Below are 22,006 nucleotides of genomic sequence, written 5' to 3' on the forward strand. Positions count from 1 at the left end.
GTCAGCCGAATCAGCGACAAGGAGACCGATGACCGCATGGCGCTGGTATGCGGGGCTGGGGCTCGGCGCGGTGGTCGTCGGCGCGTTCCTGCCGGTCATCCCGCGCCAGGCGCTGTACTCGCTGGTCGGCGCCTCGACCGTGGTCGCGGTGGTCGTCGGGGTGCGGCGCCACCGTCCGGCGCACCCGCGCGCGTGGTGGCTGTTCACCGCCGGCCTGGCCTGCTCGGTGCTGGGCGCGGTGGCGTGGGCGGTCGACTACACGCTGACCGGTGAGGTCGGCTTCCCGTCGGCGAAGGACGCGCTGTTCCTCGCCGCGTACCCGTTCCTCGGCGGCGGCCTGGTCAGCTGGGTGCGCCGCGACCCGCGCCGGCCGCGCTGGGAGCGGCTCATCGACTCCGGCATCGTCGCGTCCGGGGTGGCGGCGCTGAGCTGGACGTTCATCGTGCATCCGGTGCTGGCCGGCGCGCACTTCGACGTCCCGCACCGGATCAGTCATGTGCTGTACGCGGGGATCGACCTCCTGCTGGTCGTGGCGACGACCCGGATGGCCTTCACCAGCAGCGTGCGCAACGCCGCCCACCGGCTCGTGTGCGTGGCGGCGGCGACGCTCATCACCGGCGACATCGTGTACTACGTCGCGATCGCCTGGACCGGCGACCCGAAGGGCGACCGTGTCTCCGCGGCGCTGTACCTGTGCGCGTACGCGCTGATGGGCACCGGCGCGCTGCACCCGTCGATGGCGCAGGCCGCGGGCCGCCCGGAGCGCCCGCAGCAGGTGATCCCGCGGCGGCGGATCTACCTGTACTCCGTGCTGTCGCTGATCGGTCCGGTCACCGCGATCACGATGCTGCTGGTCGCGTCGCCGCTGCCGTCGCGGTCGTGGGCGGTCGTGCCCCTCGCCACGTCGATTGTCACGTCGGTGCTGCTCATCGCCCGGTTGAGCCAGCTCGTCCAGTTCGCGCACCGGCGGGTGGAGGAGCTCGACGCGCACGCGCTCGCCCTCGGCGCGGCGCTGCGCGAGCAGGAGGCGCTGCGGCAGCAGCTGACGCACCGGGCGCTGCACGACGCGCTCACCGGCCTCGGCAACCGCGCGCTGCTGCAGGAGCGCCTCGAGCACGCCCTGACCCGCACGAACGCGGCCCACGGCCTGCTGCTGCTGGACCTGGACGGCTTCAAGGACGTCAACGACTCGTTCGGCCACCCGGTCGGCGACGCGCTGCTGATGGAGGTCGCGGCGCGGCTGCTCGGCGAGGTCGACACCGCCGACACCCTGGTCCGGCTCGGCGGCGACGAGTTCGCCATCCTCCTGGAGGACGTGCCGGTGCTGCGGGTGAACGCGGTCGGTCAGGCGATCGTCGACGCCCTCGCCCAGCCGTACGGCATCGGCGGCCGGGAGCTGAACGTCACCACCAGCGTGGGGACCCTGCTGGTGCGCGCCCCGACGACACCCGCGGAGGCGCTGCAGCTCGCGGACCTCGCCCTGTACGCGGCGAAGGCGGCGGGCAAGAACCGGCTCGCCGCCTACGAGCCGCGGCTGGCCAGCGAACGGCACGAGCACATGCGCCTGTCGGCGGAGCTGCGGCGGGCCGTGGCGAACGACGAGTTCACGGTCAACTACCAGCCGGTGGTGGACCTGTCGACCGGCCGGGTCACCGCGGTCGAGGCGCTGCTGCGCTGGAGCCCCGACGGGCGGCCGGTGCCGCCGATGGAGTTCATCCCCATCGCCGAGCAGTACGGCCTGATCGTCCCGATCGGTGCATGGGTGTTGCGGCAGGCGTGCCGCGACGTCCGCTCCTGGCACGACAGGTTCGGCATCTCCGTCACCGTCAACGTGTCCGGCCGCCAGCTGCGCGAGCCGGACTTCGCGCGGACGGTCCTCTCGGCGCTGCGGGAAGCGGACCTGCCCGGCGGCGCGCTGATCCTGGAGATCACCGAGACGGTGCTGGTCGCGTCGTCGACGGAGAGCGACGACGTGACGGCGCTGCTGTCGGCGCTGCGCGAGGAGGGCGTGCGGGTCGCCGTCGACGACTTCGGCACCGGGTACTCGTCGCTGGCCTACCTGCGCCACCTGCCGGTCGACATCCTGAAGATCGACCGGGCGTTCACGCCGGAGGGTGGGATGGCGGAGGAGATGGCGTTCACGCGGGCGATCGTCGAGCTGGGCAACAGCCTGCGCCTGTCGGCGATCGCCGAGGCGGTCGAGACACCGGAGCAGGCGGACCGGCTGCGCGAGCTGGACTGCCCGCAGGCCCAGGGCTACCACTTCTCCCGGCCGCTGCCGGCCGACGCCCTCGACGAGGTCCTCACCGCGGGCGACGGCGTCCTGCACGGCGCCTCCGCCCCCGCCACGACCTGAGCCCGGCATCCGCACGGGGCTTGCGGGCCGCCGGGACGGAAGGAGGACCCGGGGTGGGCCCGGGTCCTCCTCAGGTGTGACTGGCGGTCTGCGGTTTACCAGTCCTTGATCCAGGTGACCTTGGTGTCGAGCCACTCGTTGAGGCGGGCGACCTGGTCGACGTCGGTGTCGAGCCAGCTGACCTGCCCGGTGATGGCGAGGATCGCGAAGACGACGGCGGTGCCGCTGAACAGCACGCCGAGGGTGCCGAGGCCGCGGCCGGCGACGTGGCGGCGGGCGCCGGCGATGATGCCGCCGAAGGACAGCAGCAGGCCGAGGGCGCCGAGCGGCAGCGCCCACACGGCGAGCAGGCCGGTGAGGGCGGCCGCGACCGCGACGACGCCGGCGATGAGGCCGAGCGTCGACAGCATGCTCGCGCGGGCCGGGCGGCCCGGCTCGGCGACGACCTCCGGGTCGGTGACGATCTCGCGGTCCGTGACGGGCTCGCGGTCGATGACCGGCTTCATGGTCGTCGTGTGCGACTCGCGGCGGTCGGCGATGCCGTCCCGGTCGGTGTCGGTGTCACCGGGGAGCGGGCCGACGGCGGGGATGCGGTGGGTGCGGTCCGAGGTCCGCAGCCGCTTCGACTCGACGCGGTCGTCGATGCCGTCATGGTCCAGGTCGACGGTGGGGCCGGCCTTCGGGTCGAGCGTACGGTCGGCGACCCCGTCGTGGTCGCGGTCGGCCTTGCCGTACAGGGTGCCGCCCTCGACGCGGTCGTCCACCCCGTCATGGTCGCGGTCGACCTTAGGGTCGACCTTGCGGTCGGCGGTGTCGCCGGCCTTCTGGTCGAGGGTGCGGTCGTCGACCCCGTCGTGGTCCCGGTCGACCTGGGCGTTGCGCCCGCCGAACAGCTGCCCGATGCGTGCCACGCGTGTTCACCTCCTGTGAAGCGCCCGGCCGCAGGCCCGGGGGGTGGGAGTGCGGCGGATCGGGCGGATGTCGATGCCGTACCCAGCGGCGTCTCACCTCAATCGGGTGTCGTTCGTTTGGTGGGGGTATGCCCGGGTATCGCCGGAGACATGGAGCCTGAACTCACCCATGACGAGATCGAAGCCCGCAGCCGGCTCGGCCGTTTCATCCCGATGGCGAGCCTGCCCGGCGACCGCGACGACCTCCTCGCCGGCGCCACGGACCTCAACGCGCCCGACGACGTCCTCAGCGCGCTGGAGCGGCTGCCGGAGGACGAGATGTTCGAGACGGTGAGCGAGATCTGGGCCGCGCTCGGCCATCGCAACGAGGACGCCCACCACTGACGGAGATCCAGCGGGCCGGGATACCGGTGTACGACCTTGCCGCGACGCACTACCGTCACGCTGCGTGGAGTGTTCCGTGCTGGGTCCGGTCGAGGTGGTGGCCGGCGGAAGGCCCGTCGACCTGGGCGGCTCCCGCCAGCAACTGATCGTGGCTGGGCTGCTGTTCCACTCCGGCCGGGTGGTCGCCGTGCCGGACCTGGTGGAGCTGGTGTGGGACGACGACCCGCCGGTGACCGCCCGCAACCAGCTGCAGACCGTGGTGTACCGCATCCGCCGCCTCCTCGGCGCCGACGGCGAGGCCCTGCGGACCGACCCGGCCGGCTACCGGATCACGCTGCCGGAGGACCGGCTCGACCTGTCCCGCTTCCGCGCGGCACTGCGCCGGGCCCGCACCGAACCGGACCCGGAGGTCGCCGCGCGGCTGTACCGCACCGCCCTCGACGAGTGGCGCGGCACCCCGTTCGCCGGGCTGCCCGGCTCGGTGATCGCCCGGTGGCGCAACTCGCTCATCGAGCTGCGCTGGGCCGCGACCGAGGAGTGGGCGGAGACCCTGCTGGTCCTGCGCCGGCCCCGCGAGGTGGTCGAGCACGCGGCGCCGCTCGTCGCCGGCAACCCGCTGCGCGAGCGCCTCGCCGGTGCCGTCATGACCGCCCTGCACCGCGACGGCCGCCAGGCCGAGGCGCTGCACCTCTACCGGCGCACCGTCGAGGCCCTGCGCGACGAGCTCGGCGTCGACCCCGGCCCGCGGCTGCGCGACCTGCACATGGAGGTGCTCCGCGGCACCGCGGAGACGTCGCCGCAGGGATCGGGGCCCAGCGCCCTGCCCCGGACGGTCGCCCGGCTGCGGGGGCGGGAGGAGGAGACCGCGCGGCTGCTGAGGGCGGCCCACGGCCCCCACCGCCTGATCGTCGTCGACGGGATGGCCGGCGTCGGGAAGTCCGCGTTCGCGGTGGCCGCCGCCGAGGCACTGCGGCCCGGGTATCCGGCCGCTCAGCTCTTCGTCGACCTTCAGGGGCACAGCGAGGGCGGCCCGGTGTCGCCGGTCGACGCCCTCGGCCTGCTCCTCGCCCAGCTCGGCGAGGCACCGCAGCGTATCCCCGGCGACCTGCCGGGCCGGCAGGGGCTATGGCGACGGGCCCTCGCCGGCCGCGGGTCCGTCGTGGTGCTGGACAACGCCGCCGGCGCCGAGCAGGTGCGGCCGCTGCTACCCCAGGCCGACGCGCCGTGCGTGGTGCTCGTGACCAGCCGGACCAGGATCGGGCCGGTCGATGACGCGTTCCTGCTGAAGCTGGAGCCCCTTCCTGTCGGTGCCGCGGTGGCGGTGCTGCGGGACGCGGTGGGTGAGCGGGTGGACGCCGAGCCGGAAGCGGCGGTCATGGTGGTCGAGCTGTGCGGGCGGCTGCCGTTGGCGGTGCGGCTGATCGCGCACCGGTTGCAGCACCGGCCGCGGTGGAGTCTGGCGGCGATGGTGGAGCGGTTACGGGCCGCGGATCCGCCACCGATCGCGGTGTCGGCGGAGGGCCACAGCGTGGCGGCGGCGTTCGACGTGTCGTATCGGCAGTTGAGCGGGGCCGAGCAGCGGTGCTTCCGGCTGCTCGGACTGCATCCGGCGGGTGAGTTCGAGGCGTGGCCGGCGGCCGCGCTGGCCGACGTGCCGGTCGGGCAGGCCCGGGAGCTGCTGGACCGGCTGGTGGAGGTGCACCTGCTGGAGGAGGACCAGCCCGGCCGGTACCGGCTGCACGACCTGCTGCGCGAGTTCGCCGCCACCCTGGTGATCGAGGAGGAACGGGCGGCCGCGACCACCCGGCTGCTCGACTACTACCTGCACACGGTCGCCGCCGTGAACCGTCCCCTGGAGCTGATCCAGGCGATCGCACCGGACGTGCGGCCGGACGCGTTCCAGCGGTCCTTCTCCGACGAGCACGAGCGCCTGCTCTGGTTGCGGGCGACGTGGCCCGCCGTCGTCGCCCTCGCCGATGAGGCGCACCGCACCGGCGCGCACCGGCACGCGGTCATGCTGCACCGGGTGCTGTGGCGGTTCGCCAACAACGAGGGGCGGGCCGAGATCGCCGAACGGCTCGGCCTGCAGGCCATCGCGTCCGCGTCCGCGCTCGGCGACGACGGGCTGATCGCGCTCGCCAGCAACTGGCACGCCGGCACGACGATGCGGCTGGGGCGCAGCACGGAGAGCATCAGGCACCTGGAGCGAGCCGCGGCGCACTACGCCACGGCCGGCATGCCGCAGGAGGTCAGCCGGGTCCAGGTCAACCTCGGCATCGTGTGCCGCGCCGCCGGATGGCTCGCCGAAGGCATGGAGCACCTGCGCACGTTCCGCGAGCTGAACAAGGAGCACGCCAGCACGCCGTTGGCCCTCTTCGAGACCGGCGCGACCGAGCTCCTGCTGGGGCGGCCCGCCCAGGCCCGCGTGACGTTGCGCGACGCGGCGCTGCACATGCACCGCATCGGCGCGACCATGCAGCTCGCCAACCTGTGCAACGAGTTCGCCGGGGCGCACCTCGCGCTCGGCCACCCACGGCTGGCGCTGCTGCTGTTCACCCGCGGCCATCGGATGAACCGGGAGGCCGGCAGCAGGGCCGGCGTCGTCGAGGCGCTGTGCGGGATGGGCCGCACGCACGCGGTGCTCGGCGACCCCGACGCGGCACTGCGCTGCCATCACGAGGCATCCGAGCAGGTCCGCGACCTGGCGCCGTTCTTCGAGGCCAGCGCCCGCAACGACCTCGGCACCACGCTGACCCTGCTCGGGCGGACCGGCGACGCGATCGCCGCGCACGAGCTGGCGCTGCGCCTCGCCGAGCTGACCGAACGACGCTACGAGCGGGCCCGCGCGCACGCCGGGATCGCCGACGCGCTGCGGCGCGAGGAGCGGGACGACACGGCCGAGCGGGCCGCGGCGCGGGCGTTGTTCGAGACGTGCGGCCTGGACGCCGCGGCGGTGGCGCGGGCCTCAGAGCCGGCGCAGCAGCTTGTGCTCCTCAACGACCGGCACTGACAGCGTCTTGTAGCCGACCTCGTCGAACAGGACCGTCATGTGCTCACCGGCGTACGACATGACGACGCCCTTGCCCCACTCGCCGTGGCGGACCTCGCTGTGGACCGGGAACGGCACGTCGGCCGTGGCGGCGAGCCCGGCCTGCGCGCTGCCGTCGTGGCAGTTGTCGCAGTGGCCGCAGGTGCCCTCGAGGTGCTCACCGAAGTACGCCAGCAGCGTCCGGCCGCGGCAAAGCTCCGTCTCGGCGAAGGTGCGCATCATGTCCAGGCGCGACCGCGACAGCGTCTGCTGCCGCTCGGCCTGCTCCTCCGCGAGCTCCGCCGCCTTCGCGGGGGTCGGCGCCCACCGGGGTGCCTTGACCTTGCTGCCGTGCAGGAGCTGCGCGCCGCCGACCTCCTCCAGGAGGCTCAGCAGCTGCCCGAGCTTGCGCGCGCCGAGGCCGGTGCGCTCCTCCAGCTCGTCGCGGGTGATCGCCTCGGGCGCGACGGAGCGCAGCAGCGCCGCGAGGGAGCTGACCTCCTCGCGGTCGACGGAGACGTTCGTGAAGAACTTCCGCAGCCCGGTGTCCTCGGTGCGGTGCAGCAGCAGCACCTGCGCCGGCTTCCCGTCGCGCCCGGCCCGGCCGATCTCCTGCAGGTAGGAGTCGGGCGAGTCCGGCAGCGCGATGTGGTTGACCCAGCGGATGTTGGGCTTGTCGATGCCCATGCCGAACGCGGTCGTCGCGACCATGATCTCGACCTCGTCGGCGAGGAACGCCTCGTGCGCGCGCTCGCGGTCGCCGGCGCTCATGCCGCCGTGGTACGCGACGGCCGGCATGCCCTCCTCGACGAGCCGCTCGGCGAGCTCCTCGGTGGCGCGGCGGGTCGGCGCGTAGATGATCCCGGGCGGCGTGGACTCCTTCAGCCGGGTGAGCAGCCGCCGGTAGCGGGTCTGCTCGTCGGGGCAGTGCACCGACTCCAGGAACAGGTTGGGCCGGTCGAGGCCGGTCACGACGATCTCCGGGTCGCGCATCCCGAGCCGCTCGACGATGTCCTCACGGACCGGCGGCGAGGCGGTCGCGGTGAGCGCGACGATCGGCGGGCGGCCCAGCTCGCGGATGAACTGCCCGAGCTGCAGGTAGTCGGGGCGGAAGTCGTGGCCCCACGCGGAGACGCAGTGCGCCTCGTCGACGGCGACGAGGCTCGGCTTCAGCGCCTTGATCTGGGCGACGCGGGCCGGGTCGGCGAACTGCTCCGGGGTCAGGAACACGAACTCGGCGTCGCCGGCGCGCAGCGCCTCCAGGGCCTCCTCGCGCTCGGCCTTGCCTTCGGCCGAGGACAGCCGCACGGCCTGCAGCGACGCCTGGTTGCGGGCGGTCAGCGACGCGATCTGGTCCTGCTGCAGCGCCAGCAGCGGCGAGATGACGATCGTCGGGCCGGGCAGCAGCGGCGCCGGCACCTGGTAGATGGCGGACTTCCCGGCGCCCGTCGGCAGCACCGCCAGGGCGTCGCGTCCCTCCATCAGGGCCTGCATGGCCTGCACCTGCTCGTCTCGCAGCCGGTCCCAGCCGAAGTGTTCCTTCGCGATGCGCCGCAGGTCGTCCGTCATCTCTGGATTCCTCTGGTAGGACGGGAGGTATGCCTATCGAAACACAGGGCGTCGTCGCCCTCGGCAAGGGACGGCCCGTCAGCCTCGAGACCGTCATCGTCCCCGACCCAGGCCCCGGCGAGGCGGTGGTGGAGGTGCAGGCGTGCGGGGTCTGCCACACCGACCTGCACTACCGCGAGGGCGGCATCGGCGACGACTTCCCCTACCTGCTCGGCCATGAGGCCGCCGGGATCGTCTCCGCCGTCGGCCCGGACGTCACCGATGTCGCGCCCGGCGACTTCGTCGTGCTCAACTGGCGGGCCGTCTGCGGGCAGTGCCGGGCGTGCCTGCGCGGGCGTCCCTGGTACTGCTTCAACACCCACAACGCGAAGCAGAAGATGACCCTCGCCGACGGCACCCCGCTGTCGCCGGCCCTCGGGATCGGCGCGTTCCTCAAGTACACCCTGGTCGCCGCCGGTCAGTGCACGAAGGTCGACCCCCGCGCGTCGGCGAGCGTCGCCGGGCTGCTCGGCTGCGGCGTGATGGCCGGCATCGGCGCCGCGATCAACACCGGCAACGTGGGCCGCGGCGACTCGGTCGCGGTGTTCGGCTGCGGCGGCGTCGGCGACGCGGCGATCGTCGGCGCGGTCCTCGCCGGCGCGCGCACGATCATCGGCATCGACGTGGACGTGCGCAAGCTCGCCTGGGCGCAGGAGTTCGGGGCGACGCACGTCATCAACTCGCGCGAGACCGACCCGGTCGAGGCGGTGCGGGCGCTGACCGGCGGGTTCGGCGCGGACGTCGTCATCGAGGCGGTGGGGTCGCCGCAGGTGTACGAGCAGGCCTTCAACGCCCGCGACCTGGCCGGCACGGTGGTGCTCGTCGGCGTGCCGCGGCCCGACATGCAGCTGACCCTGCCGTTCCTGGAGGTCTTCGGCCGGGGCGGCGCGCTGAAGTCCAGCTGGTACGGCGACTGCCTGCCGTCGCGGGACTTCCCGATGCTCGTCGACCTGTACCTGCAGGGACGGCTCCCCCTCGACAAGTTCGTCAGCGCCACCGGCGGCCTGTCGGACGTGGAGGCGGCGTTCCACGAGATGGAGGCGGGCACGGTCCTGCGGACGGTGATCGTGCTGTAACGCTCTTTTCGGGATGTACCGGTCGCGCCCTTGTTGCCGATAGGTTCCCGATATATCGTCGAACTATCAACGACAGTCGACAACAGGTCGGCGACCGTTCGACGATTGGAAACGATCATGCGATCACGACACGGAGCAATGCTCTTCGACGCGGGTGCCTGGCACCGTGGCTTCGGCGGCTTCATCCCGCCCTTCCCTCCCGGTGGCCCGGGCGGTCCGGGCGGGCGCGGCTGGGGCCACGGGCACGGCCGGGGCGCTGGACGCGGCGGCTGGGGCGGCAAGGGCACGGGCCGGGGCGGCCGCCCCAACGTGCGCCTCGCCGTCCTGGCGCTGCTGCACGAGCGCCCCATGCACGGCTACGAGATGATCCAGGAGCTGGAGAGCCGCACCGGCGGCATCTGGCGGCCGAGCCCCGGCTCGATCTACCCGACGCTCCAGCTGCTCGAGGACGAGGGCCTCATCACGGCCGAGGAGCAGGGCGGCCGCAAGCGCTTCGTCCTGACCGACACCGGCCGCCCCGAGGCCGAGGCCGCCGCACAGAACGCGCCGTGGCAGGAGTACGGCGACGAGAACGTCTCCCAGGCACAGGAGTTCCGCGACGCCGCGATCGGCATCATGGACGCCCTGCGGCAGGTCGGCTTCAACGGCACCGCCGAGCAGCGCACCCAGGCCCTCGAGGTCCTGACCGAGACGCGCCGCAAGCTGTACGCCATCCTCGCCGACTGATGCCGGCGCGCCGGACGACCCACCAGCGATCCACCCACCCGACCAGGCGGGTGGATCGCCGCATCTCCACCCGGGACCGCCGCGCCGTCTCCGCCCGGGGGCGCCACATCTCGGCTCGGGATCGCCATCTCTGAGCCGGGGATCGCCACGTCTCGTCTCAGCCCGGGTTCGCCGGGACCCGGCCGGGGGTCGCCAGGCCTCTGCCCGGGCGGCAGGACCGCCACATCTTCGCCCGGGGCCGCCGCATCTCGGCCCGGAACCGCCACGCCTCGGCTCGGGATCGCCATCTCTGAGCCGGGGATCGCCACGTCCCGTCTCAGCGCGGGTTCGCCGGGACCCGGCCGGGGGTCGCCAGGCCTCTGCCCGGGCGGCAGGACCGCCACATCTTCGCCCGGGGCCGCCGCATCTCGGCCCGGAGCCGCCACGCCTCGGCACGGGATCGCCATCTCTGAGCCGAGGATTGCCACGTCCCGTCTCAGCGCGGGTTCGCCGGGACCCGGCCGGGGGTCGCCACGCCTCTGCCCGGACGGCGGGACCGCCACGTCTTCGCCCTGGATGGCCACGTCTCGGCCCGGGCGGCAACGGAAGCCTCCTGGGTCTGCGCGGCAGGCGACACGAGGCGGCTGCGCGGCGGGCAGGTGACACGAGGCCGCATCGAGCCCGCGGGAGCTGACGGCGACCACGTCATCCCCTGGACTCGCGAGGGCCGTGCGTCATCCATCCCCGGGGCTCGCGGGGGCGCACGTCATCCCTGAAGCCTGCGGGAGTCGGCGGTGGGCGTGGCATCTCTTGCGGTGGATCAGGTGAGCAGCTCGGGTGCTGCCGGGCCGTTCACAAGCACGATACCCCCGCCGGAGAAATCGATCTTCCGCCGGAACAGTCGACCCGAGGCGGCGTGACCCTCCGTAGTCTACGCTGCCCCGCGCGCCCGGCACGGTGGCCGGGCGGGGTCAGACGGCGGCCGGTTCGCGCTTCTCGGCAGGTTCTTCGGAGATCTTTTTGCGGGTGGCGAGAAACGAGCCGGCGAGAATCAGCACGAAGGCGCCGACGGTCAGTGGGGTGATCTTCTCGTGCAGGACGGCGGCGCCGAGGATGACGGCGACGGCGGGGTTGACGAAGGTGATGACCGTGGCGCGGACGCCGCCGACCTCGGCGACGAGGGCGAAGAACAGCACGAACGCGAGCGCGGTGCACACGACGGCCAGGGTGACGGCGGCGAGGGCGGGGCGGAGGGTCACCGTGCGGGCCAGGGACGGCAGGCCGGGGGCGACGAACGGGGCGAAGAGCAGTGCGCCGGCGGCCAGGGACACGGCGGACACGCCGTAGCGGGGCACGTCGGAGAGCCAGCGTTCGATGATCAGCGGGCCGGACGCGTAGCAGATCACGACGCCGAGGAGCTCCAGGAGCGGGACGGGGCCGCCGGTGGTGCCGTGGAAGCCGACCAGCAGGCCGACGCCGGCGAGGCCGGTGACCAGGCCCGCGATGCGGGTGCCGGAGAGGCGTTCGCGGGCGATGAGGGCGGCGGCCAGGGGTACACCGGCGATGACGAGACCGGTGAAGGCGCTGTCGACCTCCTGTTCGGCGTGGGACAGCAGCAGCCAGGGGATGCCGACCTCGACGACCGTGTAGGCGAGCAGCGGCAGCCACGGGCGCAGTGAGGCCCGGACCTCCTTGCGGTACAGGGCGATCGGCAGCAGCAGGAGCGCGCCGAGGGCGGTGCGGACGAAGACCAGCTCGGCGGGGCCGATGTCGCGGACCGCGACCTTGATCAGCAGGTACGGGACGCCCCACACGACGGACATGGCGATGAAGAGCAACCAGCCACGACGACTCATGCCGACAGCATCACGCGACGGTGCGCACGGGGTCTTGAACGGAGTTGCGGAACGCGGCCGGGGTGACGCCCGTCACGCGCTTGAACCACCGGGTGAGGTGGGCCTGGTCGGCGAAGCCGACGGCGCCGGCGACCTCGGCGGGGGTGTGGCCGGCGGCGAGGAGGTGGCGGGCGCGGCAGACGCGTTCGAGGACGAGCCAGGCGTGCGGCGGGAAGCCGGTCGCGGCGCGGAAGACGCGCAGCATGTGGAACGGGGACAGTTCGACGCCGTCGGCGAGCTCGCGGAGGTTGGGGGCGCTGCGGAGGTCCGCCATGAGCCGGTCGCGGATCTCGGTGACCTTCCGTCCCGCCGCGGCGTCCTGGGCGGGCAGGGCCGGCATGCCGGAGGGGGCGTGCGAGCCGTGCCGGCGGACCACCGAGGCGAGCGCCCAGGTGAGCTTCGAGTGGGCGGCGAAGGTGTCGGTACCGGAGGTCAGCGCCTCGTGGGCCGAGCGGATCAGGTGCACGGTGTGCGGGTCGTGGACCACCGCGTCGGCGAAGTGTGCCGGCGCCGCGAAGCCCTCGAAGAGCAGGTCGGCGGGCGGGTAGAAGACGCGGTAGGCCCAGCCGGAAGGGTCGGCGGCCTGGCCGTCGTGCGGCTCGCCGGGCTCCAGGATCGCCAGGCTGCCGACGCCCGCCCGGTGCAACGCGCCCCGGTAGTGGAACTGTTCGGCGCCGCAGACCACGACGCCGATGGCGAAGGTCGAGTGGCTGTGCCGGGTGAACGCGTGCCGCCGGTAGTCGGCGGTGAGCAGATCGACCTGGAACCGGCCGTCGTCCACCCGGGTCCAGCGAGCCGAGTCGGTCATGCGAAAGCCGAAAAAGCCGCGAAAGCCCAGAAAGCCGAGATGGCCGAGAAAGGCGGGGAGGTCATGCGGTCACCGTATAGCCGAACGGCAGCTCCAACCGGTGCCGTTCGAGCAGGTCCGCGTCGGCGAGCAGCTCCCGGGTCGGGCCGTCGGCGGCGATCCGGCCGTCGTCGAGGATGACGGAGCGTGGGCAGAGCTCCAGGGCGTACGGCAGGTCGTGGGTCACCATCAGCAGCGTGACCGGCAGCGACCGGAGGATGGCGGCGAGCTCCCGGCGCGACGCGGGGTCGAGGTTGGACGACGGCTCGTCGAGCACGAGGATCTCCGGCCGCATCGCGAGGACGGTGGCGACGGCGACCCGGCGGCGCTGCCCGAAGGACAGGTGGTGCGGGGCGCGGTCGCGGGCAAAGGCCATCCCGACCGCGTCGAGGGCCTCGTCGACGCGCGCGGCCAGCTCGGCGCCGCGCAGGCCGAGGTTGGCCGGGCCGAAGGCGACGTCCTCGGCGACGGTCGGCATGAAGAGCTGGTCGTCGGGGTCCTGGAAGACGATCCCGACGCGGCGGCGGACCTCCTTCAGCCCGGCCCGGTCGCGCGGCTCGACGGCCAGGCCGCCGACCTCGACGCCGCCGGCGGTCGCCGTGTGGATGCCGTTGAGGTGCAGCACGAACGTGGTCTTGCCGGCGCCGTTGGGGCCCAGCAGGGCGACCCGCTCCCCCTGCGGGACGGTGAGGTCGACGCCGCGCAGCGCCACGTGCCCGTCGGGGTATGCGAAGTGCAGGCCGGTCACCCGCAGGGATGGCGTCACCCGAGCAACGCTACCGTCGCGATCGCGCCGGCGACGACGGGCACCGTGGCGGCCGCCGCCCACTGCCGGGCGGTCGCGCCGCCGCCGGCGAGCGCCAGTGGGATGCGCCCCTCGTAGCCACGGGAGATCATCGCCAGGTAGACGCGTTCGCCGCGCTCGAAGGCGCGCAGGAACAGCGCGCCGATGCCGGTGGCGAAGCCCTTGATCTGCCACAGGAAGCGCGGGTCGTAGCCGCGGGAGCGCTGCGCGACCCGCATCCGGCGGCCCTCGCCGGCCAGGACGTCGAGGTAGCGCAGCATGAACGTGGCGATGACGGTGATCATCGCCGGGCAGCGCAGCCGGTCGAGGCCGAGCAGCAGGTCGCGTGGGGTGGTGGTGCCGGCGAGCAGCAGCGACGAGAGCACGCCGAGGGTGCCCTTGGCGATGATGTTCCACATGCCGTAGACCCCGTCGACGGACAGGCTCATGCCGAGCCAGTGCACCCGCTCGCCGTGGCCGAGGAACGGCAGCGCGAACGCGAACAGGATGAACGGCAGCTCGATGAGGGAGCGCAGGGCGAGCCAGCGCAGGCCGATCCGGGCGGTGAGCGCGACGGCCACGATGACGGCGAGGTAGCCGCCGAACGCCCACAGCGCCTCACGCGGCGTGGCGACGACGGCGACGGTGAACAGGACGCTGGCGGCGATCTTCACCTCGGGCGCCAGGTCGTGTACTGGCGAGCGCCGGTCCACGAACAGCGCGTGGCTGTGCCCAGCCCCCATGTCAGCCCGCCTGATGCGAGGAGCGCGAGGAACGACCGGCGCGCAGCAGCCAGAAGACGCCGCCGCCGATCGCGAACGTGGCGACGACCCCGATCACCCCGGACAGGCCGGTGGAGAGGAAGTCGTTGCCGATGCCGCGCAGCCCGTACCCGGCGAGGGGGCTGTCCTTGGTGGCGTTGTCCGTCTCCGACTGCGCCATGCAGGTGCCGCCGGTGATGTGGTCGTCGGCGTCGAAGGTGCAGCCCTCCCGGGCGACGGAGTCGAGGCCGTCGGGGTGGCCGGAGGCGTAGTTGCTGACCACGCCGGCGAGCAGCAGCGCGGCGATCAGGCCGCTGAGGATGAACCAGGTCGACTTCCTCATACCGTCACCGCCTCGCTGACGACGGGGCGCCGGCGGTTGCGGACCGCGTAGACGAGGTCGGGGCGGACCTTCGCCACGTAGGTGACGGTGAGCGCGGTGATGACGCCCTCGCCGAGCCCGATCAGCAGGTGCGTGCCGGCCATGGCGGCGGCGATCGCGCCGAGGGACTTCCCGATGTCGGTGGCGCCGCCGAGGGCGTACTGCAGGACGAAGCCCTGCGCGGCGACCGTCACCGACACGACGCAGGCGATCACGGCGGTCGCGGTCAGTGTCCAGGTGCGCCGGGGCAGCACCCGCAGCAGGGTGGCGACGACCAGGTAGCCGGCGGCGGTGCCGAGCAGCGCCATGTTGGTGATGTTGAGCCCGAGGGCGGTGACGCCGCCGTCGCTGAAGATCAGTGCCTGCACGACGAGGACGATCGTGACGCAGATCGCGCCGAGGTAGGGCCCGACGAGGATCGCGGCGAGGGTGCCGCCGAGCAGGTGGCCGCTGACCCCGGGCAGCACCTGGAAGTTGAGCATCTGCACGGCGAAGATGAACGCCGCGACCAGGCCCGCCATGGGCACGAGCCGGTCGTCGAGCTCGCGCCGGCCCTGGATGAAGCACAGGGCGAGCCCGGCGAGGGCGACACCGGCGAACAGCACCGCGATCTGGTTGTCGATGATCCCGTTGGAGATGTGCATGGCTACCGCAGGCATGCCATGCAGCCTATTGCCGACGCCACGTTGTTGCCAAGAGTTTGCAACAACGCCCGCGCGAACCTCAGGCGAGGATCCTGGTGTTCCTGGTCGTCGGGGTGGCGTCCACCAGGTGAACGCGGTTCCGGCCGTTGTGTTTCGCGTGGTAGAGGGCCTCGTCGGCGCGCCCGAGGACCTCGTCCGCGGCCTCCACGCCGTCCCACCGGACCAGCCCGGCGGAGAACGACTGGCCGTGCGGGGTGACCTCGCGCAGCCGGTCCAGGATCCGTGCCGCCTCCGGCGGGGGCGGCGCCGACGAGGAGCACGCCGAACTCCTCGCCGCCGTAGCGGGCCAGGGTGTCGCCGGGGCGCAGCAGCGACCGCCACGCGGCCGACGCCTCCTTCAGCAGCCGGTCGCCGGCCTGGTGGCCGAAGGTGTCGTTGAAGCGCTTGAAGTGGTCGAGGTCCAGCAGCGCCACGCAGACATCGGCGCCGCTGCGGCGGGCCTTCGTCATCTCCCGCTGCAGCTCCAGGTCCCAGGCGCGGCGGTTGGGCACCCCGGTCAGGCCGTCGTTGTGCGCCGGATGCCGGCCAGGATCGCCAGCGTGCAGGACGCGGACAGGGCCGGGTAGAGCAGGCCGCGCTCGATGCCACCGGCCGGCAGCAGGTAGTACGCGACGATGACGAGCGCCCCGCACACGGTCCAGACCTGCCAGGGTGCGGGGCGTCCGATCGTTGCCATGCCCACCTGGTTCGTCAGGCGGCGGGTGTACGTGAAGCGCCGGCGGGTGCAGGTGCGGCGCCGACAGGTGTTACCAGGTCACCGGTAGCGTCTCGACGCTGCGCACGATCATGCCCTGCTTGAAGCGCAGCTCCTCGTCGGGCACGGCCACCCGGACCGCGGGCATCCGCGTGAACAGTCCGCGCAGCGCCTCCTGCAGCTCCATGCGGGCCAGCTGCGCGCCGAGGCAGTGGTGCACGCCCGCGCCGAACGACAGGTGCGACAGCTCCGCGCGGGTCACGTCGAGGCCGTCGGGCTCGTCGTACACCTCGGGATCCCGGTTCGCGACGGCGAGCGCGGGCAGCACGACCGCCCCCTTCGGGATCGTCACGCCGCCGAGCTCGACGTCCTCGGTGGCGACGCGGGGCAGCGAGGTGGCGGCGTCGCCGAGCTGGACGAAGCGCATCAGCTCCTCCACCGCGCCCGGGATCAGCGACGGGTCGGCGCGCAGCCGGGCGTCCTGCTCGGGGTGGTGCCGCAGGGTCAGCAGGATCATCGTGATCTGGTTGGCGGTCGTCTCGTGCCCGCCGATGAGGATGCCGAGGCTGAGCCGGACCAGCTCCTCCTCGGAGAGCTTGTCCTGCTCGTCGCGGGCCGCGATCAGCGCCGTCATCAGGTCGTCCTGCGGGCTGGCCCGCTTGAGCGCGATCAGGCCGGCGAAGTACTCCCCCATCGCCCGCAGCGCGGCGCCCATGACCCGCGGGTCGGAGCCGGGCCCGCCGAGCAGCGTGTCGGACCAGCCGTGGAACTTCGCCCGGTCGCCGGCGGGCACGCCGAGCATCTCGCAGATCACCCGGACCGGCAGCGCGAGGGAGAAGTGCTCGACCAGGTCGGCGGGCTGCGGCAGCTCCAGCATGGCGTCGATGAGCTCGTCGACGATCCCGGCGGCGCCGGGCCGCAGCTGCTCGACCCGGCGGGCGGTGAACGCGCGGGCGACGAGCTTGCGCAGCCGGGTGTGCTCCGGCGGGTCCATGCCGGCGATCGAGCCGGTGGCGAGCGCGCCGAGCCCGAAGTCGGCGGCGGCGGTGGTGGAGGCCGCCGCCTGGGCGCGGCTGAACCGCGGGTCGACGAGGACGGTGCGCACGTCGGCGTAGCGGGTCACCACGTAGGCGACCCCGCCGTCGGGGGTGTCGATCCGCGCCACGCCGCCGAGGTCCTCGTCGCGCTGGACCTCGGACAGGGCCGGCAGCGGCGCGTACAGCGTGGGCGCGTCGGGCAGCGGGAAGGGCAGTGTCGTCATGGCAGCTCCCTGCTCCGGAGGGTGACTGCCCGACAACCTATCGAAGTACGGAAATTCCTGCCGCCCCTTGGGTGTCCCCCTCGTCGCCTTCCGTGACGGCGCCCAGCGTGCCGTTCTCCAGGTGCACGAGGTGCCCGGTGACCGCCCTGGCGTGCTCGGGCTGCTGCTCGACCAGCAGGACGGTGAGCCCGGTGCGGGTCAGCTCGGCGACGACGGACCGGACCCGCGCGGCGAGGTCGACGGCGAGCCCCTCGCACGGCTCGTCGAGCAGCAGCAGCCGCGGCTGGGTCAGCAGCGCCCGGGCGATCGCGAGCATCTGCGCCTCGCCGCCGGAGAGCTGGTTGCCCTTGTGGGTGAGTCGCTCACCGAGCCGCGGCAGCAGGTCCAGGACGCGCTGCCGGGTCCACTCCCCCTTGCGGCGCGACAGCGTCAGGTGCTCGGCGACGGTGAGGCTGGCGAAGACCCGGCGCCCCTGCGGCACCAGCGCGACACCCGCCCTGGCGATCGCGTGCGCCGGTCGCCGGGCCAGCTCGGTGCCGCCCAGCTGGACGCTGCCGGAGCGGGCCTTGACCAGGCCGGCGATGGTGTGCACGAGGGTGGTCTTGCCGGCGCCGTTCATCCCGAGCACCGCCAGGGCCGTGCCCTCCGGCACGGTCAGGTCGACGCCGTGCAGGACGGTGCCGCCGCCGTACCCGGCGTGCAGCCCCTCGATGGTCAGCGTCATGGGGCCACTCCGGCGTAGGCGGCCGCCACCTCGGGTGAGGAGCGGGTCTCCGGGACGGTGCCGGTGTGCACGTGACGGCCGGAGTGCAGCACCGTGATCCGGTCGGCGAAGCCGTAGACCAGGTCGAGGTGGTGCTCGACCAGCAGGATCGCGACGGTGAGCGGCAGCGACGCCAGCAGCGACGCGAGGACCTCGACCTCCGGCGGGGCGAGACCCGCGGCGGGCTCGTCGAGCAGCAGCAGGCGCGGCTCCCCCGCCAAGGCCATCGCCAGCTCCAGCTGCCGGCGCTGCCCGTGCGACAGCGCGCCCGCGAGGGTCTGGTCCACGCCGGTCAGCCCGACGCCGGCGAGCAGGTCCCGGGCGTGCTCGTGGGCCCTGGCGCGGCGGCCGGCGCGCAGCCGTCCCCACGGCCGGCGGGCGGCGACGAGCACGTTGTCCAGCACCGGCAGGCTCGACCAGACGGCCGGGTGCTGGTGGGTCCGGCCGACGCCGAGCCGGGCCCGGCGGGCCGGGCCGAGGCGGGTGACGTCGTGGCCGTCGAGGCGGATGCGGCCCGCCGTCGGCCGCAGCGACCCGGCGACCAGGTTGAGCAGCGTGGACTTGCCGGCGCCGTTCGGGCCGATCAGCCCGACCCGGTCGCCGGGCGCCATCCGCAGGTCGACACCGTCCAGGGCGGCGAGGTCACCGTACCGGCGACCGAGCCCCTCCACCTCGAGCACGTCAGTCATGCGCCGACCGCTTCCCCAGCAACCCCCGTGGCAGGAGGTACACGCAGATGATGAACAGCCCGCCCAGCACCAGCGGCGCGTGGCCGGGCAGCGGCCCGGAGACCCAGTCGCGGGCGGCGACCACCAGGCCCGCGCCGAGCAACGCGCCGACGAGCGAGGTGGCGCCGCCGATGACGACCGCGAGCAGGACGAGCGCGGAGACGTCGAAGCCGCCGTCGCCGGGCGAGACGTAGCGCTCGACGGTGACCAGCAGCGCGCCCGCCGAGCCGGCGAGGGCACCGGCGACCACGTAGGCGACGGTGAGGTACCCGGCGACGGGGTGCCCGCTGGCCCGCATCCGCTGCTCGCCGTCGCGGGCGGCCCGCAGCATCGCGCCGGCCGGCGAGCGCAGCACCAGCAGCACCGCGCCGACCAGCACCGCCACGACGGTGAGGACGTAGAGGTACGTGGCCCGGTCGGTGGTGAGCGTGACCAGCCCCGGCAGCGGGGCCGGGGAAGCGAACGCGAGCATGCCGTCGGTGCCGTTCGTGACCGACTTCCACCGTCCGGCGATGGTCGAGGTGAGCTCGCCGAGCGCCAGGGTGATCATGAGCACGACGACGCCCCGCGCGTAGACCACCAGCGGCGCGGTGACCAGCGCGAACAGCGCCCCGGCCGCGGCCGCGGCGAGCAGCTGCACGACGCCGATCGCCACGTCGTGCCGGACCAGGGTCGCGGCGGTGTAGGCCCCGACGAGGTACGGCGCGGTCTGCCCGAGCGTCGGCAGGCCCGCGACGCCGGTGAGCAGCGCGACGCTGACGGCGAGCAGCCCGATGACGAGGATCCGGGTGAGGGTCTTGGTGGCGTAGTCGTCGAGGACCCACGCGAGGGGCAGCAGCACGGCGATCAGCGCCGGGAACCCCAGCGGCGCGAGGCGCCGCAGCGGGGCCGGCAGCGCGGGGCGCTTGAGCGCGGTCATGCGGCGCTCCTCCCGGCCGACAGCAGGCCACGGGCCCGCGCGGACAGCACGACGGCCATCGCGCCGAAGAGCAGGAACGGGGCGTAGTCCCGGGTCGTCTCCGAGGTCACCCCGATGGTCTGGATCTCGCCGACCGCGATCGCGGCGACGAACGCGCCGCCGATCGAGCCCATGCCGCCGAGCACCACCACGACCAGGGACAGCATGAGGACCAGGTCCGCGGTGCGCGGCCCGGGGCCGATGATCGGGGCGCCGAGCGCGCCGGCGAGCCCGGCGAGGGCACCGCCCGCGGCGAGGATGCCGGTGCGCACCATGAACGGGTTGACGCCGAGCGTGGCGACCATGTCACGGTCGTCCACGGTGGCGCGGACCAGGCTGCCGAGACGGGTGCGGGCGACGACGACGTAGAGCGCCACCGCGATGAGCGCGGCGACGCCGATGAAGGCGAGCCGGTAGCCGGGGTACGAGTGCCCGGCGATGGTCACCGCCCGGTCGAGGCTCGCGGGGATCCGCACCGGCAGCTCGTCGGGGCCGAACACCCCGACGAGCAGGTCGCCGGCGACGAGCGCGACGCCGAACGTGAGCAGCGCCTGCGCCAGGTGGCCCCGCCCGGCGAGCGGCACGAGCAGCGCCGACAGGACGGCGCCGCCGGCCGCCGCGGCCACGGCGCCGACGAGCACCGCGGCCGCGAGCGAGGCCCACGACCCGTCGCTGACCTTCGCCGCCGCGTAGGCGCCGAAGGCGAACAGCGTGCCGTGCGCCAGGTTGAGCACGTCACCGACGCCGAAGGCGAGGGTGAGCCCGGCGGCGACGACGAAGAGCAGCAGGCCGTAGGCCACGCCGTCGACCGCCGGGATCAGGTACGCGTCCAACTCGGTCAGGCACCGACCGTCGCGAGGTCCTGCACCATGACGTTGGCGAGGGCCCGGCCGTCGTTGCGGACCTGCCGCAGGTACCACTTCTGGATCGGCGAGTGGTTCTTCGGGCCGAACTGCCAGTTGCCACGCGGCGACGCGATCTGGCCGAGCTTGGCCACGGCGGCGTTGATCGACTCGGGGGTCGGGTTGTCGCCGGCCGCGGCGATCGCGCGGTCCAGGACGGCGGCCGCGTCGTAGGACGCCATCGCGTACTCGGTCGGGGTCGCGTCCGGGTGCTTCTGCTTCCAGGCGGCGACGAACTTGCGGTTCTCCTCGTTGTCGAGGTCCGGCGAGTAGTTGCAGACGTTGAGGATGTTCCGCGCCGCGTCGCCCTGCGCCTGCAGCACCGAGCCCTCGGTGAGGAAGCCCGCGGCGTACAGCGGGATGTCCTTCGCGTCGGACTGCGCGTACTGCTTCACGAAGTCGATCGCGGCCTTACCGGCGTAGAACGTGTAGACGGCCTTGGCGCCGCTCTGCTTGATCTGCGACAGGTACGGCAGGAAGTTCGTGGTCGCCGGGAACGGCGTCCACGTCGCCTTGCCGTTGACCAGCTGGCCGCCGATCTTCGTGAACTCGGTGGTGAAGCCGCCGACCTGGTCGAAGCCGCCCTGGTACTCCGGCCCGATCGCGAAGACCGGCCCGTTGACCTTGTCCTTGATGTGCTGCGCGATGGCCTGGCCCGCGTCGGTGGACATGAAGCTGGTCGTCCACACGCCGCTGAGGTCCTTGAGCTCCGGCCGGCCGTTGGAGCCGATCAGCGGGATCTTCGCCTCGGCGAGCAGCGGCGCGACGGCCGCGACCGAGCCACCGCCGACGATGCCGGTCAGCGCGACGACCTTCTCGTCCTTGATGAGCTTCGTCGCGGCGGGCACCGCGGTCGGGGCGCCGTCGCCCTCGTCGGCGATCTTCAGGTCGATCGGGTGGCCGCCGAGCTTGTTGTCGTGCATCGACAGGTACAGCTCGAAGCCGCTCTTCAGGTCGGTGCCGACCGCCTGGTAGGTGCCCGTGAGGGAACCGAGGAAGCCGATCTTCAGGGTGGAGGCGGCGGCGCCGCTGTTGGACTTGGTGTCAGCGTCGCCGTCGGCGCAGCCGGCGGCTGCGACCAGCAGACCGGCGGCGAGCACCGCACTGACCAGCGATCGTCGTTGCATGGTTCTCCTATGTGTTCTGCGTTCGCGGTTGGTTCGCGGAGGGGTTCGCGGTGGGGTCGCGGACGTTCGTTCTGTGACGCGGTTCTGGTCGGTGGCACGGTTCTTGGCGTCGGCGCGGTCATCGGCGCCGGC

At 73.3% G+C, this 22,006-nt stretch carries 21 protein-coding genes and 1 pseudogene; 5 read left to right on the forward strand and 17 right to left on the reverse strand.

All coding sequences use genetic code 11. The annotated features are described in order from the left end of the window. The first annotated feature begins 28 nt into the window (after positions 1 to 28). Positions 29 to 2,356 (forward strand): putative bifunctional diguanylate cyclase/phosphodiesterase, encoded by a 2,328-nt coding sequence (locus ABD332_RS16690; RefSeq protein WP_344502839.1) that lies wholly within the window; start codon positions 29 to 31, stop codon positions 2,354 to 2,356. A gap of 95 nt (positions 2,357 to 2,451) precedes the next feature. On the opposite strand, the gene ABD332_RS16695 is transcribed toward ABD332_RS16690, so the two are convergent. Beyond that, entirely contained in the window at positions 2,452 to 3,267 is an 816-nt protein-coding gene (locus ABD332_RS16695) for a hypothetical protein (protein ID WP_344502840.1), read from the reverse strand. Between the two features lie 150 nt (positions 3,268 to 3,417). Between ABD332_RS16695 and ABD332_RS16700 the strand changes: the two genes are divergently transcribed. Together ABD332_RS16700 and ABD332_RS16705 are read left to right on the forward strand one after the other, a co-directional pair. Then, positions 3,418 to 3,651 (forward strand): DUF2795 domain-containing protein, encoded by a 234-nt coding sequence (locus tag ABD332_RS16700; RefSeq protein WP_363408096.1) that lies wholly within the window; start codon positions 3,418 to 3,420, stop codon positions 3,649 to 3,651. Between the two features lie 64 nt (positions 3,652 to 3,715). Beyond that, positions 3,716 to 6,661 (forward strand): AfsR/SARP family transcriptional regulator, encoded by a 2,946-nt coding sequence (locus ABD332_RS16705; protein ID WP_344502841.1) that lies wholly within the window; start codon positions 3,716 to 3,718, stop codon positions 6,659 to 6,661. Here ABD332_RS16705 and ABD332_RS16710 read toward each other — a convergent pair. Beyond that, complete coding sequence (locus ABD332_RS16710) at positions 6,617 to 8,248, reverse strand: RecQ family ATP-dependent DNA helicase (RefSeq protein WP_344502842.1); 1,632 nt, start codon at positions 8,246 to 8,248, stop codon at positions 6,617 to 6,619. The genes ABD332_RS16705 and ABD332_RS16710 overlap by 45 nt on opposite strands. 29 nt (positions 8,249 to 8,277) lie before the next feature. Between ABD332_RS16710 and ABD332_RS16715 the strand changes: the two genes are divergently transcribed. Together ABD332_RS16715 and ABD332_RS16720 are read left to right on the forward strand one after the other, a co-directional pair. After that, complete coding sequence (locus tag ABD332_RS16715; protein WP_344502843.1) at positions 8,278 to 9,363, forward strand: S-(hydroxymethyl)mycothiol dehydrogenase; 1,086 nt, start codon at positions 8,278 to 8,280, stop codon at positions 9,361 to 9,363. A 138-nt stretch (positions 9,364 to 9,501) separates the two neighbouring features. Continuing rightward, complete coding sequence (locus ABD332_RS16720) at positions 9,502 to 10,089, forward strand: PadR family transcriptional regulator (protein ID WP_344502844.1); 588 nt, start codon at positions 9,502 to 9,504, stop codon at positions 10,087 to 10,089. 950 nt (positions 10,090 to 11,039) lie between these two features. Here the strand turns inward: ABD332_RS16720 and ABD332_RS16725 are convergent. The 15 genes and pseudogenes from ABD332_RS16725 to ABD332_RS16795 all read right to left on the reverse strand — a co-directional run bounded on the left by ABD332_RS16725 (position 11,040) and on the right by ABD332_RS16795 (position 21,874). Then, entirely contained in the window at positions 11,040 to 11,924 is an 885-nt protein-coding gene (locus ABD332_RS16725; RefSeq protein ID WP_344502845.1) for a DMT family transporter, read from the reverse strand. A 10-nt stretch (positions 11,925 to 11,934) separates the two neighbouring features. Further along, complete coding sequence (locus ABD332_RS16730) at positions 11,935 to 12,771, reverse strand: AraC family transcriptional regulator (RefSeq protein ID WP_344502846.1); 837 nt, start codon at positions 12,769 to 12,771, stop codon at positions 11,935 to 11,937. 61 nt (positions 12,772 to 12,832) lie between these two features. Beyond that, entirely contained in the window at positions 12,833 to 13,576 is a 744-nt protein-coding gene (locus ABD332_RS16735) for an energy-coupling factor ABC transporter ATP-binding protein (protein ID WP_344502847.1), read from the reverse strand. Further along, positions 13,573 to 14,337, reverse strand: coding sequence for a cobalt ECF transporter T component CbiQ (gene cbiQ, locus ABD332_RS16740; RefSeq protein ID WP_344502848.1), 765 nt, complete (start codon positions 14,335 to 14,337; stop codon positions 13,573 to 13,575). The genes ABD332_RS16735 and cbiQ overlap by 4 nt, the downstream gene beginning before the upstream one ends. A gap of 1 nt (position 14,338) precedes the next feature. Next, on the reverse strand, positions 14,339 to 14,698 hold the full coding sequence (locus ABD332_RS16745; RefSeq protein ID WP_344502849.1) for a PDGLE domain-containing protein: 360 nt from the start codon (positions 14,696 to 14,698) through the stop codon (positions 14,339 to 14,341). Then, entirely contained in the window at positions 14,695 to 15,396 is a 702-nt protein-coding gene (locus ABD332_RS16750; protein ID WP_344502850.1) for an energy-coupling factor ABC transporter permease, read from the reverse strand. The genes ABD332_RS16745 and ABD332_RS16750 overlap by 4 nt, the downstream gene beginning before the upstream one ends. 64 nt (positions 15,397 to 15,460) lie before the next feature. Next, positions 15,461 to 15,589 (reverse strand): hypothetical protein, encoded by a 129-nt coding sequence (locus ABD332_RS16755; protein WP_344503256.1) that lies wholly within the window; start codon positions 15,587 to 15,589, stop codon positions 15,461 to 15,463. A 151-nt stretch (positions 15,590 to 15,740) separates the two neighbouring features. Next, a pseudogene (locus ABD332_RS16760) lies at positions 15,741 to 15,932 on the reverse strand (GGDEF domain-containing protein); the annotation flags it as partial. A gap of 5 nt (positions 15,933 to 15,937) precedes the next feature. After that, positions 15,938 to 16,117, reverse strand: a complete 180-nt coding sequence (locus tag ABD332_RS16765; protein WP_344502851.1) for a hypothetical protein — start codon at positions 16,115 to 16,117, stop codon at positions 15,938 to 15,940. A gap of 70 nt (positions 16,118 to 16,187) precedes the next feature. Next, positions 16,188 to 17,396 (reverse strand): cytochrome P450, encoded by a 1,209-nt coding sequence (locus ABD332_RS16770; RefSeq protein WP_344502852.1) that lies wholly within the window; start codon positions 17,394 to 17,396, stop codon positions 16,188 to 16,190. A 37-nt stretch (positions 17,397 to 17,433) separates the two neighbouring features. Then, the gene (locus tag ABD332_RS16775) at positions 17,434 to 18,120 is read right to left on the reverse strand and encodes an ABC transporter ATP-binding protein (protein WP_344502853.1); all 687 of its coding nucleotides are present in this window, start codon (positions 18,118 to 18,120) and stop codon (positions 17,434 to 17,436) included. Next, a complete protein-coding gene (locus ABD332_RS16780) occupies positions 18,117 to 18,848 on the reverse strand; it encodes an ABC transporter ATP-binding protein (protein ID WP_344502854.1) in 732 nt (243 codons plus the stop codon). Before ABD332_RS16780 ends, ABD332_RS16775 begins: the two co-directional genes overlap by 4 nt. After that, the gene (locus ABD332_RS16785) at positions 18,841 to 19,806 is read right to left on the reverse strand and encodes a branched-chain amino acid ABC transporter permease (RefSeq protein WP_344502856.1); all 966 of its coding nucleotides are present in this window, start codon (positions 19,804 to 19,806) and stop codon (positions 18,841 to 18,843) included. The genes ABD332_RS16780 and ABD332_RS16785 overlap by 8 nt, the downstream gene beginning before the upstream one ends. Further along, positions 19,803 to 20,678, reverse strand: coding sequence for a branched-chain amino acid ABC transporter permease (locus ABD332_RS16790; protein WP_344502857.1), 876 nt, complete (start codon positions 20,676 to 20,678; stop codon positions 19,803 to 19,805). Before ABD332_RS16790 ends, ABD332_RS16785 begins: the two co-directional genes overlap by 4 nt. A 5-nt stretch (positions 20,679 to 20,683) precedes the next feature. Then, positions 20,684 to 21,874 (reverse strand): ABC transporter substrate-binding protein, encoded by a 1,191-nt coding sequence (locus tag ABD332_RS16795; protein ID WP_344502858.1) that lies wholly within the window; start codon positions 21,872 to 21,874, stop codon positions 20,684 to 20,686. Positions 21,875 to 22,006 lie beyond the last annotated feature (132 nt).

Source organism: Dactylosporangium maewongense, from assembly GCF_039531485.1.
GTDB lineage: Bacteria > Actinomycetota > Actinomycetes > Mycobacteriales > Micromonosporaceae > Dactylosporangium > Dactylosporangium maewongense.

What these genes read in the sequence shown, in the direction of transcription:
- ABD332_RS16785 (WP_344502856.1), bottom strand. Translation starts at nt 19,806, where the DNA reads ATGACCGCGCTCAAGCGCCCCGCGCTGCCGGCCCCGCTGCGGCGCCTC.
- ABD332_RS16780 (WP_344502854.1), bottom strand. Translation starts at nt 18,848, where the DNA reads ATGACTGACGTGCTCGAGGTGGAGGGGCTCGGTCGCCGGTACGGTGAC.
- ABD332_RS16720 (WP_344502844.1), top strand. Translation starts at nt 9,502, where the DNA reads ATGCTCTTCGACGCGGGTGCCTGGCACCGTGGCTTCGGCGGCTTCATC.
- ABD332_RS16715 (WP_344502843.1), top strand. Translation starts at nt 8,278, where the DNA reads ATGCCTATCGAAACACAGGGCGTCGTCGCCCTCGGCAAGGGACGGCCC.
- ABD332_RS16725 (WP_344502845.1), bottom strand. Translation starts at nt 11,924, where the DNA reads ATGAGTCGTCGTGGCTGGTTGCTCTTCATCGCCATGTCCGTCGTGTGG.
- ABD332_RS16770 (WP_344502852.1), bottom strand. Translation starts at nt 17,396, where the DNA reads ATGACGACACTGCCCTTCCCGCTGCCCGACGCGCCCACGCTGTACGCG.
- ABD332_RS16730 (WP_344502846.1), bottom strand. Translation starts at nt 12,771, where the DNA reads ATGACCGACTCGGCTCGCTGGACCCGGGTGGACGACGGCCGGTTCCAG.
- ABD332_RS16765 (WP_344502851.1), bottom strand. Translation starts at nt 16,117, where the DNA reads ATGGCAACGATCGGACGCCCCGCACCCTGGCAGGTCTGGACCGTGTGC.
- ABD332_RS16690 (WP_344502839.1), top strand. Translation starts at nt 29, where the DNA reads ATGACCGCATGGCGCTGGTATGCGGGGCTGGGGCTCGGCGCGGTGGTC.
- ABD332_RS16775 (WP_344502853.1), bottom strand. Translation starts at nt 18,120, where the DNA reads ATGACGCTGACCATCGAGGGGCTGCACGCCGGGTACGGCGGCGGCACC.
- ABD332_RS16745 (WP_344502849.1), bottom strand. Translation starts at nt 14,698, where the DNA reads ATGAGGAAGTCGACCTGGTTCATCCTCAGCGGCCTGATCGCCGCGCTG.
- ABD332_RS16700 (WP_363408096.1), top strand. Translation starts at nt 3,418, where the DNA reads ATGGAGCCTGAACTCACCCATGACGAGATCGAAGCCCGCAGCCGGCTC.
- ABD332_RS16710 (WP_344502842.1), bottom strand. Translation starts at nt 8,248, where the DNA reads ATGACGGACGACCTGCGGCGCATCGCGAAGGAACACTTCGGCTGGGAC.
- ABD332_RS16795 (WP_344502858.1), bottom strand. Translation starts at nt 21,874, where the DNA reads ATGCAACGACGATCGCTGGTCAGTGCGGTGCTCGCCGCCGGTCTGCTG.
- ABD332_RS16750 (WP_344502850.1), bottom strand. Translation starts at nt 15,396, where the DNA reads ATGCCTGCGGTAGCCATGCACATCTCCAACGGGATCATCGACAACCAG.
- cbiQ (WP_344502848.1), bottom strand. Translation starts at nt 14,337, where the DNA reads ATGGGGGCTGGGCACAGCCACGCGCTGTTCGTGGACCGGCGCTCGCCA.